Below are 350 nucleotides of genomic sequence, written 5' to 3' on the forward strand. Positions count from 1 at the left end.
GTCTCATTATCAGCTTGGGGCGCTGTCGTCGTTGGTGCTGGCATGTTTTGTGCGATACCAGTTCCAACTGGCGTATATCCCGCAATAGTTGCTGGCGTTGTTGCTGCGTAACCACCTTGTGGTGTGTAGACTGAATTCTTCGTCACAGCATCGGTAGAGACGTTCCAAGTAATGGTTTGCGTGGTTGCAGGAATCAATGGCGTGCTCTTACCTTGTTGAACGTAGTTCACTGTCTGCGTTGTTGTCGTTGTGGTGTGATTAATTTGATGCGTCAAGTGAATCGTGATCACATTTTTCGCTGTCGTGCCACTGACAGTTTGACTAACAGTTGCTGCTTGCCCATCGGCTAA

Annotated in this window: 1 protein-coding gene; it reads right to left on the reverse strand. The window is 48.6% G+C overall.

The genetic code is table 11. The annotated features are described in order from the left end of the window. On the reverse strand, positions 1-350 hold a 350-nt coding region (locus FD04_RS12550; RefSeq protein ID WP_420806509.1), incomplete at both ends, for a mucin-binding protein.

The sequence above is a fragment of the Secundilactobacillus odoratitofui DSM 19909 = JCM 15043 genome, assembly GCF_001434895.1.
Lineage (GTDB): Bacteria > Bacillota > Bacilli > Lactobacillales > Lactobacillaceae > Secundilactobacillus > Secundilactobacillus odoratitofui.